An 8,541-nucleotide genomic window follows, 5' to 3' on the forward strand; every position below is an offset into this window, starting at 1 on the left:
GAATCGTTTATTCGAAATTCAACTGACGATGGAAGCGATTCGATGGTTTTCAATTTGATGGCGCACAACCATGTCAGACACCCCGAAGTGCTCGGCCACCCAGGAAATGTCATCCTCACCTGGTGTCGTTTTTCCCAACAGTTGTCTGATGCCAGCCTCGGGTGCCAGCAATTCAGCGGCAAACGCACGGTTTGCTCGTTGCCGGTCCCGGTGTGATTTTGTCAAGAGAGTGGCGGACTCTCCTTGTCCCCCTCGCACCAAACAGTCGTAAACTGCCCGTGAGAAAGTAAACCGCCAGTTGTCCGTCCGCATTTTACTCCTTGGGGAGAGAATGAATTCCAATTCTGAACGGTGGCTCACCAATCCTTCGAATGGCATCTGTGTCTGATTTGGAGTCAGTGCTTGGGCTGATGGCGACTCCATGAACTTGTCGGGATCGTTTTTGGCCAGACGACCCAGTTCCAACATCTCTACAGGGCTCGTCATGCGCATAAGCTGCCTGGCTTTCCGGGCGGCGGAATAGCCGGCTTCCCACGGTGTGGATGTTGATGAAGTGTCGAAATCTGTCGGCATGAAGTTCAAAGTAGCTTCAAAACCCGACGGAGTTGCAATACGATCAACTACCCAGTGTGCCTGTGCCTCAAGTTGCCCTAACGCGGCCACACTGAAAAAATCCCGTTTCAACTCACTTTCAGCAGGGAGGAGATGATCTCCCACCATAGCGATAAGCTCGGCGTCCTGTTCCGATATTCCAAAAGGATCAATTCCCAGCGCGCCAGCCGCCTGACAAAACCGCTCTTCATCAAGTCCAAGCCCACTGATCGCCTGCCACTCCTCCTCCAGCAACGTGTTGTTCAGACCGACTGATTGGCAACGCTCAAGAACTGATTCCACCAGACGCCTGATCTCAACAAGCCAAATTTCACGTTCCATCAACGCACCACCTTGTTCGAGAAAAGCAGCATGTTGGAAAGGGGATGAAGCCGGGCTCCATTCAAGTACCACATGTCCATCGCCGACCTCCATCATGAGGCTGGGAAGGGAATAACCGTCCGCCGCATATCGCAGATTGTGACGCTGTGAAAAGCGTCTCAAATTTTCAGGACGCCTGTTTCTCCCCTCGTTTTGTAAACACCACCAATTGACCGCCACCCACTCCGCTAGAGGATAGAGCGGAATCATCACAGCCTGCTTCACTGTCTGAAGACGCCGATCTTCATGCCGCGTCACAACAACATTATCAATCACGATGCTTAGCTGGCACCAAGTGGCCTGATGTTCGGCCACTTTGGTTGGCGGACCGCCGTCCATCCACTCAAACTGAAACTTAAAATTGTTCATAACCAGTCTTCAGGCCATTCATCTTTCGTAATTGGGAACCCATGATACTCTCCGTTACCTGAGTGAATGGCAAGAAATGCTTGGTCACCTTGTTTGTGCCAGACGTATTTTGGAAAACCCCGATCCCAAGTGGCTTGAAATTGACCGTTCATGATGCCTGTTTCCAACCAAAGACGAAGTGTTGCCCATGAAGGTTTGGTCGGCGAGAACGCAGGATCACACAAAGACGCGTTTGGTCTTGGCCCAACAAATATCTGACCTGGCATGGGTGTGCTTTTGTGTTCTTGACTGCCTATGTAATTTGCTTGGCGTGCAACGGCATCCAAATCAACGCCCGCTGGCGGCTGCCCGAAGCGTTTCTCACGCGGACATGAACGTTTTCGATTTGGACGGCGCATAGAATTGAAAACTGTCTGACAAGGAGTGCTTTAACAAATATTTTCGGCCCCGAAGTGGCCACGCAGTGCCTCAGGAATCAGAATCGTTCCGTCAGCCTGCTGATACGTTTCAACGAGCGCGACAAACAAACGCGCCAGCGCCGTGCCGGAGCCGTTCAGCGTGTGCGGGATGCGGTTTTTGCCGTTTTCGTCCTTGTAGCGCAGGTTCATGCGGCGGGCCTGGTAGTCGCCGAAGTTCGAGCAGCTCGAAACTTCGAGATACGTCCCCTGCCCCGGTGCCCAGACCTCGATGTCATAGGTTTTGGCCGAGCCAAAGCCGATGTCGCCGGTGCAAAGCTCGATCACGCGATAATGCAGGCCAAGAAGCTGCAGCACCTTCTCCGCATTCGCCGTCAGGCTCTCCAGTTCACCCATGCTTGTCTCCGGCGTGGTAATTTTCACCAACTCCACTTTATCAAACTGGTGCATGCGGATGAGTCCGCGTGTGCCAAGACCCGCGCTGCCCGCCTCACGACGGAAACATGGCGTGTAGGCCGCATACTGGATCGGCAGCTTTTCCAGCGGCACGATTTCATCGCGATGCAGATTCGTCACCGGCACTTCCGCGGTCGGGATGAGGTAGAGATTGTCCTCCGGGCTGTGATAGACCTGATCGCCGAACTTCGGCAGTTGCCCCGTGCCCTCAAGGCACTCCGGCTTCACCAGCAAGGGCGGGCTGATCTCCTCATAGCCATGCTGCGTCGTGTGCAGATCGAGCAGAAAGCTGATCAAGGAACGTTCCAAACGAGCACCAGCGCCGCGATAGACCACAAACGCGCTGCCAGAGATCTTCACGCCCGCTTCAAAATCCAGCATGCCCAGCGCGGCTCCCAGCACTGTGTGATCCTTCGGTTGAAATGCAAAATCAGGCTTCACTCCCCACACACGCACTTCGGGGTTTTCCTCGGCCGTGCTGCCGACCGGACAAGCTTCATGAGGCAGGTTCGGTATGCTCAGCAGCAGATCACGCTGACGCACATCCGCCACATCGGCCCCGCGGCCGATTTCATCGATTCGGCTGCCGATGCCGCGCACCTCCGCCTCGATGGCACTCGTGTCCTGGCCGTTCTTTTTGGCAATACCGATCTCTTTGCTGATCCGATTGCGGTCGCTCTGCAATTTCTGCCGTTCCGTCTCCGCAGCGCGGCGCTGCGTGTCGATCTCCAGCACTTCATCCACCAGGGACGCAAAGTCGCCGCTGCGGCCAGCAAGGCGCTGTTTCACTTGGTCTGGGTTGTCACGAATGAGGCGGATGTCGAGCATAGGCGGCGGAGGTTAGCGGGAGTGTGCGGCTTGTCGAGTGCGGGAAGGAGACGTTGCATGGAAGAGGCGATCCGATACAATCAGGCCATGACCACCCTGGAACTCGACCTGCCAGACACCGCCTTCTCGGCCTTGCGCGTATCCCCCAAGGAATTTGGCAGTGCGATGCGCCTCGCCGCCGCCGTGAAGTGGTTTGAAGCCGGCATGCTTTCCCAGGGCAAAGCCGCCGAGATCGCCGGCCTCAGCCGTGCCGAGTTCATCGACGCCCTGTCGAGATTTGAGGTCTCTCCCGTTCAGGAAACCGCCGCAGAACTCCAGGGCAGCCTCTCACGCGTTTGATCATGTGGTGGGTCATCAATGCCTCCCCTGTCATGATCTACCTCGACTCCGCCGCCACCACGCCGACCGATCCTGCGGTCGTCGAGGCCATGCTGCCGTTTCTGCGCGAGCACTTTGCCAATCCTTCCGCCAGCTACGCCGCCGCACGCACGGTGCGCAAAGCCGTACAAACCGCACGCGAGCAGGTCGCCACGCTTATCGGCGCGGAGGCGGATGAAATCATCTTCACGAGCTGCGGCACGGAGTCGATCAACACCGCCATCGCCTCCGTGCGTGCATTATGGCCTGAAAAAGCCGATCTTATTACCACCAGCACCGAACACGCCGCCACGCTCGAAGCGGCTAAGCGCTGGGAGGCTCAGGGTGGCCATGTGATCCGTGTGCCAGTGAGTCGCGATGGTCTGGTCGATCTCGATCAACTGCGTGCGCTGCTGCGTCCCGGCCATGCGGCGCTTGTTTCCAACCTGTGGGCGAACAACGAAACTGGCGTCATTGCTCCGATGCATGAAATCGTCGAGATCGCGCATGCCGCCGGTGCTTTGGTGCATGCAGACGCCGTGCAGGCCGTCGGCAAGATCGACATCGACGTGCAATCCGTTCAGGTCGATTTTCTCAGCCTCAGCGGCCACAAGTTTCATGCACCCAAAGGCATCGGTGCCTTGTTCGTGAGCCAGCGCGTGCGCTTTGCGCCGTTGCTCGTCGGCGGTGGTCAGGAAAACGGCCGCCGCAGCGGCACCGAGAACGTTCCCGGCATCGTCGCCCTCGGCACTGCGGCCAGTCTGTGCGGCCAGCACGATCTCGCAGCCCTGCGCGATGATTTCGAGCAACGCCTCATGTCCGCCTTGCCCGACAGCATCATCCATGGCGCACGCGCACCGCGCCTGCCAAACATCACCAGCATCTGTCTCCCTGGCATCGACGCCGCCGGCATGCTCATCCTGCTCGACAAGGCCGGCATCGCCTGCTCCGCCGGTTCTGCCTGCCACAGCGCCGCGCTGCATCCCTCACATGTGCTCGAAGCCATGGGCTTCGAAGCCGCGCATGCCGCCAGCACCCTGCGTTTTTCCTTCAGCCGGTTTAACACCAAAACCGAGGCCGAAGCCGCCGCCGATGCCGTGATCGACGCCACCCACAAAATGCGTGCCGAACGCGGCGATGGCAGCATGGTGATCTCCTCATAACCCATCACTCCTAACTCCCGCCCCAGCCGCCATGGCCCACCGCTTCACCTGCACCGAACGCGTCCAGTTCTCCGACACCGACATGGCCGGCATCGTCCATTTCTCGAACTTCTTCCGCTACATGGAGCGCGTGGAGCACGCCTTCTTCCGCAGCCTCGGCTTCTCCATCGTCGATCCGCCGGTTGAGGGCGCGGAACGTGTCGGCTGGCCACGTGTGCATGCCGCCTGCGATTACATGGCCCCGCTGCGCTTCGAGGAGGAGTTTGAATGCGAGCTGCTCGTCGAGGAAGTGCGCCACAAGGTCATCCGCCACCTCATCCGCTTCTGGAAGAGCGACGGCGAACTCGCCGCCGAAGGCCGCATCACCGCCGCCTGCGTCCGCAAAGACCCAACGACAGGCAAATTCAAGGCCATCGAGATTCCCCAGCGCTTCCGCGACAAGATCGAGGCCGCGTCGCATGAATTGCTGCGGAGGCCAGAGCGGCACTGACATCATTGGTATGCCTCGCGTCATCAAGATTTGGAATTTCTGGTCCTTTGGAGTAATGGAGTTGTGGAGTTCTGTATTCCAGCACTCCAGCACTCCCGGGCGAATAGAAATTCCCAAATCCTGATGACGCGCGGCATCTCTCCCATCCATGCCATCCGCCACCGTTCAGCAGCAGATGCCAGTCGCTTCAGCCAAAGTGTTTGCGCTGCTGCATGACTACTCGCGGCGGCTGGAGTGGGACACGCTATTGCGCGACGCACGACTGACGCAAGATCATCAGCAAGCCAGCCAGGGAGCCACTGAGCACTGAGCACTGAGCACTTAACGTCGCTGGGGCATCGGCACGGTAGCATCGAGGACGAGTAGGAGTAGGAGGACGAGTAGGATTGATCCGAGCACCGCCCTTGCAATCCCGCCCACTCTCAGCGAAGAACGGCCTTCCACTCCCACTCACCGTGAACTCCCAACCCAACAGCAAGAAAATGGAAACCTGGATCATCTTTGCCCTGCTCACCGTGCTCTCCTGGGGCGTGTATGGCGTCATTCTGCACAAAGGCCGCGGCTACATGCCCATGGGACCGGAAGCACCGCATGCCAGCCTGAAAGCCTTCCTCTTTGTCTGCATCGCCTATGCCATCATTGGCATCGCAGCCGCCGTGCTCATCAAGCTGCGCGGTTCAAACTGGAGCTTCACCGGCAGCGGCATCACCTGGAGCTTCATCGCCGGTGTGACCGGTGCCTTGGGAGCCTTCACACTCGTGCTCGCACTCGGTGCCGCAGCACCGATCTACAAAGGCGCCGCCGCCGCCGCGGTGATGCCCATCGTCTTCGGCGGTGCGCCCATCATCAACACCATCACCGCGATGCTGTTGCATCCGCCGGAAGGCGGCATCAAGGCACTGCCGCTCCCGTTCATCCTCGGCTGTATCCTCGCCGCCACCGGTGCCGTGATGGTCGCCAAGTACGCGCCATCCAACACGGGCGGAGCCAAACCCGGTGCTGCGGCCAAACCGCATTGATGGAGCCAGCCATGCCGTCAAGGCAGGTCAAGCATCGTCAAGCGGGTCAAGCACGCACCTCTTGACCTCCTTGACCACCTCTTGACGGCGAAGCCTTGACCTCTGCCTCCCCCATGCCCCGCCTCCTCCTGTTCGACATCGACGGCACCTTGATCGACAGCAACGGCGCTGGCGGCGCCGCGATTCTCGATGCCGCCGAAGAACACTTCGGCATCCACCGCGATGCCCTGCCGCCGCTGCAACTCGCCGGCTCCACCGACCCGGCCATTGCGATGGATGTGTTCCAGCATGTGAACCGCGAACATCCGCCCCAGGAAGTCACCGCGTTCCTCGACCGCTACCTCGCCCATCTTCAGCGCCGTCTGCAAGCCGCCGACTTCAGCGGATTCACGCTGCCCGGTGTCATGCCGCTGCTCGAAGCCCTGCGCAGCGAAAGCGCGGCCCATCTCGGCCTGCTCACCGGCAACGTGCGCCGTGGTGCCGTGATCAAACTCTCGCGCCACGGCCTCTACGAGCATTTCATCGACGGCGGCTTCGGCAGTGATCATCATGATCGCAACCAGCTCGGCCCCGTGGCCCTGCAACGCATGCAAGACGCCACCGACACGCGTTACGACATCACCGACGTCATCGTCATCGGCGATACGCCGAAGGACATCCGCTGCGCCGCAGCCTTCGGTGCCAAATGCCTCGCCGTCGCCACCGGCCAGTATTCCGCCGATGAATTGCGCTCCCTCAATCCCTGGCGCACCGTCGAATCCTTTGCCGACGTGCCTGCGATGGTCGATCTGCTGCTGCGCGCTTGAAGCACTCGCGCTTGGGCCTTCATTCGTCATTCGGATTTCGTCATTCGTCATTGTTCAGCCCATGAGCCACTCCACCGATGCCACCCGCGCCATGCGGCTCTCGCTTGCCATCGGCTTCGTCATGCTCGTGCTCAAGATGGGCGCATATGTGCTCACGCATTCAGCGGCGATTCTCGGCGATGCAGCGGAATCCGTCGTGCATGTCGTCGCGGTGATGTTCGCCGCCTTCAGCCTCGGCCTGCTGCACAAACCCGCCGACACCGACCATCCCTACGGCCACAGCAAGATCGCCTTCTTCTCCGCCGGCATCGAGGGCGGTCTCATCATCCTCGCCGCGCTGTTCATCATCTACGAATCCCTGCGCCGCTGGCTGCTGCATCTACCGCCGTCGAATCTGGATGCGGGTCTCGCCCTCACCGCCCTCACCATCGTCATCAATGCCGCGCTCGGTGCCTATCTCCTGCGCACCGGCAAACGCTCAGGCTCCCTGATCCTCGAATCCAACGGCAAGCATGTGCTCACCGATGTGTGGACCAGCCTCGGTGCTCTCATCGGCCTCGGACTCGTCGCCTTGACCGGCTGGCACGGCTGGGATCCCATCTGCGGCATCGTCATGGCCGCGAACATCATCTGGACCGGCTACGGCCTCATGCGCCAAAGCGTCGTCGGCCTGATGGACAGCGCCGACCCCAAACTCGATGCCGCGCTTGATGCCGCCCTGCGCCGCGAAACCGCAAAGCACGGCGTCCAATTCCACGCCCTGCGCCACCGCGATGCCGGCGAAATGCATTACGTCGAGGTGCATCTGCTCTTCCCCGATGACATCATGCTGCGCGACGCCCACCGCACCGCCACCGAGATCGAACACGCCGTCCAGACCAGCGTCGATTATCCCGTGCTCATCACCACCCATCTCGAATGCCTCGGCGATCACGATGAACTCCATCAACACGGCGAGGCCAGCGATCCAAACGCCAAGCGCGCATGATGCTGAACGTCGTGCCCAGAGCATGAACCAAAATGCGGCAGTTGATGGTTGAGCTGCGAAGCCGCGAAGCAAATGGATGGTTGATAGCGCGACAGACATCCTGACCCCAGGGGAAACTCAGTGATCCAGTTCTGCTCTGCGACCGTCCAGCCTCTGCGGTTCAATCCCAATTAACCGCAGAGATTGGACGGTCGCAGAGGCTCATTGACATACCTGGTCACGGTTCAAGCAGCGCCCGAGGTCAGGCTGTCTGCGCCTGACACTGAAGGCCTTGCGTGTGGCAGCGGCATTCACCTGCGGGGTGAAGCGCTGAACCGTTCGCCAACGGTTGATGTGCGCTTTAAGGAAACGCTGAAGAATTCGTTAATTTGGACCACCGAGACACGAAGAGCACAGAGGCTCAGAAGACAACCCCAGTGCTCTTCGTGTCTCTGTGGTCATCAATCAGTGTCTAGGTGAGTTCGATGGCCGGGAAAATTTGATGCGTAAGCTCAGTCCCGGCGTGGTTTCCCAGCCCCAGGAGTCCACCACACCGCCAGGGGCGTTCGCTCCATTCGCATAGCCGGTGCTGGTCACGAACCCGGCAGACTACCAGGCAAAAACAATCTGTGGCTTCCCTGAATCTGCGGCAAAATCACCCATCTGGATGACTCCAAGTATAACTCAGTTTCCTGGTG

At 59.4% G+C, this 8,541-nt stretch carries 10 protein-coding genes; 7 read left to right on the plus strand and 3 right to left on the minus strand.

The window, feature by feature from the left end; genetic code table 11:
- Nucleotides 1–18: 18 nt before the first annotated feature.
- The 3 genes from ACKVY0_RS26050 to serS are packed head-to-tail and all read right to left on the minus strand — an operon-like array spanning nucleotide 19 to nucleotide 3,041.
- A complete protein-coding gene (locus ACKVY0_RS26050) occupies nucleotides 19–1,341 on the minus strand; it encodes an ImmA/IrrE family metallo-endopeptidase (protein ID WP_409217795.1) in 1,323 nt (440 codons plus the stop codon).
- Nucleotides 1,338–1,739 (minus strand): hypothetical protein, encoded by a 402-nt coding sequence (locus tag ACKVY0_RS26055; protein WP_409217796.1) that lies wholly within the window; start codon nucleotides 1,737–1,739, stop codon nucleotides 1,338–1,340. The genes ACKVY0_RS26050 and ACKVY0_RS26055 overlap by 4 nt, the downstream gene beginning before the upstream one ends.
- A gap of 30 nt (nucleotides 1,740–1,769) precedes the next feature.
- A complete protein-coding gene (gene serS, locus ACKVY0_RS26060) occupies nucleotides 1,770–3,041 on the minus strand; it encodes a serine--tRNA ligase (protein WP_409217797.1) in 1,272 nt (423 codons plus the stop codon).
- A gap of 87 nt (nucleotides 3,042–3,128) precedes the next feature.
- Here serS and ACKVY0_RS26065 point away from each other — a divergent pair, with 87 nt between their 5' ends.
- From ACKVY0_RS26065 to ACKVY0_RS26095, 7 genes are all read left to right on the plus strand, one after another.
- Nucleotides 3,129–3,380 (plus strand): UPF0175 family protein, encoded by a 252-nt coding sequence (locus ACKVY0_RS26065; protein ID WP_409217798.1) that lies wholly within the window; start codon nucleotides 3,129–3,131, stop codon nucleotides 3,378–3,380.
- A 32-nt stretch (nucleotides 3,381–3,412) separates the two neighbouring features.
- Nucleotides 3,413–4,561, plus strand: coding sequence for a cysteine desulfurase family protein (locus ACKVY0_RS26070; RefSeq protein WP_409217799.1), 1,149 nt, complete (start codon nucleotides 3,413–3,415; stop codon nucleotides 4,559–4,561).
- A 31-nt stretch (nucleotides 4,562–4,592) separates the two neighbouring features.
- Nucleotides 4,593–5,051: an acyl-CoA thioesterase gene (locus ACKVY0_RS26075; protein ID WP_409217800.1), complete on the plus strand. Its 459-nt coding sequence runs from the start codon at nucleotides 4,593–4,595 to the stop codon at nucleotides 5,049–5,051.
- A 148-nt stretch (nucleotides 5,052–5,199) separates the two neighbouring features.
- Nucleotides 5,200–5,361, plus strand: coding sequence for a hypothetical protein (locus ACKVY0_RS26080; RefSeq protein WP_409217801.1), 162 nt, complete (start codon nucleotides 5,200–5,202; stop codon nucleotides 5,359–5,361).
- A gap of 145 nt (nucleotides 5,362–5,506) precedes the next feature.
- Entirely contained in the window at nucleotides 5,507–6,070 is a 564-nt protein-coding gene (locus tag ACKVY0_RS26085) for a hypothetical protein (protein WP_409217802.1), read from the plus strand.
- Nucleotides 6,071–6,183: 113 nt separating this feature from the next.
- Nucleotides 6,184–6,876, plus strand: coding sequence for an HAD family hydrolase (locus tag ACKVY0_RS26090; protein WP_409217803.1), 693 nt, complete (start codon nucleotides 6,184–6,186; stop codon nucleotides 6,874–6,876).
- A gap of 61 nt (nucleotides 6,877–6,937) precedes the next feature.
- Nucleotides 6,938–7,864 (plus strand): cation diffusion facilitator family transporter, encoded by a 927-nt coding sequence (locus ACKVY0_RS26095; protein WP_409217804.1) that lies wholly within the window; start codon nucleotides 6,938–6,940, stop codon nucleotides 7,862–7,864.
- Nucleotides 7,865–8,541: the final 677 nt, after the last annotated feature.

This window comes from Prosthecobacter sp., assembly GCF_046154365.1.
In the GTDB taxonomy this organism is placed as follows: domain Bacteria; phylum Verrucomicrobiota; class Verrucomicrobiia; order Verrucomicrobiales; family Verrucomicrobiaceae; genus Prosthecobacter.

Excerpts from the sequence above, each read along its gene's own strand:
- ACKVY0_RS26050 (WP_409217795.1), bottom strand. The coding sequence starts at position 1,341 with ATGAACAATTTTAAGTTTCAGTTTGAGTGGATGGACGGCGGTCCGCCA.
- ACKVY0_RS26055 (WP_409217796.1), bottom strand. The coding sequence starts at position 1,739 with ATGCGCCGTCCAAATCGAAAACGTTCATGTCCGCGTGAGAAACGCTTC.
- serS (WP_409217797.1), bottom strand. The coding sequence starts at position 3,041 with ATGCTCGACATCCGCCTCATTCGTGACAACCCAGACCAAGTGAAACAG.
- ACKVY0_RS26065 (WP_409217798.1), top strand. The coding sequence starts at position 3,129 with ATGACCACCCTGGAACTCGACCTGCCAGACACCGCCTTCTCGGCCTTG.
- ACKVY0_RS26070 (WP_409217799.1), top strand. The coding sequence starts at position 3,413 with ATGATCTACCTCGACTCCGCCGCCACCACGCCGACCGATCCTGCGGTC.
- ACKVY0_RS26075 (WP_409217800.1), top strand. The coding sequence starts at position 4,593 with ATGGCCCACCGCTTCACCTGCACCGAACGCGTCCAGTTCTCCGACACC.
- ACKVY0_RS26080 (WP_409217801.1), top strand. The coding sequence starts at position 5,200 with ATGCCATCCGCCACCGTTCAGCAGCAGATGCCAGTCGCTTCAGCCAAA.
- ACKVY0_RS26090 (WP_409217803.1), top strand. The coding sequence starts at position 6,184 with ATGCCCCGCCTCCTCCTGTTCGACATCGACGGCACCTTGATCGACAGC.
- ACKVY0_RS26095 (WP_409217804.1), top strand. The coding sequence starts at position 6,938 with ATGAGCCACTCCACCGATGCCACCCGCGCCATGCGGCTCTCGCTTGCC.